General features: G+C 56.1%; 1 protein-coding gene. It reads right to left on the minus strand.

Annotated elements, in window-relative coordinates; translation table 11 throughout:
• Nucleotides 1-65 precede the first annotated feature (65 nt).
• Entirely contained in the window at nt 66-224 is a 159-nt protein-coding gene (locus tag QQJ98_RS19765) for a helix-turn-helix transcriptional regulator (protein ID WP_284327012.1), read from the minus strand.
• Nucleotides 225-638: the final 414 nt, after the last annotated feature.

Raw genomic sequence — 638 nt, forward strand, 5'->3', positions numbered from 1 at the left:
CACCGATTGCCTTCGAACAGCAGCAGAAACAGAAACTGCGAGGCGTCTAGCAAACTAGGGGTTATTCACTCGAACGCTTCCACGTCTTCAATCCTGTAGATCACACGACCGCCGATTTTCAGGAACCGAGGCCCGTCCCCAATCCAGCGCCACCGTTCCAGCGTCCTCGGGCTGATTTTCCAGCGTGCTGCCAGCTCTGTCTGGTTCAAACAAGTTTCACGCATTTTCGACTCCTTTCGCGCGCGCCCAACTGGGCGCCCGGGAACGAAGGCGTCAGAGAAAATGATATGCAAGTCAGATAGTTACCAGTCCTCTTGTGGGTTTTGCCTTTTGGGTCGGGCTCAGAGAAGGTTCGACCGTAGTCGCGTTCCCTCCGCCAACCACAATCGCAGGTTGATTGTCTCTGGATCCCAATCGAAACTTCCGCGTGATTTCCGATGGTTGCGCGATGGATTTGGTCTCTGAGACGGCATCTTGCCCGAGGATTGCGGCCAAATCGGTCGCCCGTCTCTGCGGCGCAAAGATGCGGTGCGGTTTGCGGTTTTGGGGCTGTTTGAACTAGAGTCCCAGAGCCTTGGCTTGCTCTTGCCAGTCATGCGGCAGGGTCATGCGCACGATCAGATTGGTCGTCAGATGCC

The sequence above is a fragment of the Cypionkella aquatica genome, assembly GCF_030161095.1.
GTDB classification, from domain to species: domain Bacteria; phylum Pseudomonadota; class Alphaproteobacteria; order Rhodobacterales; family Rhodobacteraceae; genus Cypionkella; species Cypionkella aquatica.

Excerpts from the sequence above, each read along its gene's own strand:
- QQJ98_RS19765 (WP_284327012.1), bottom strand. The coding sequence starts at position 224 with ATGCGTGAAACTTGTTTGAACCAGACAGAGCTGGCAGCACGCTGGAAA.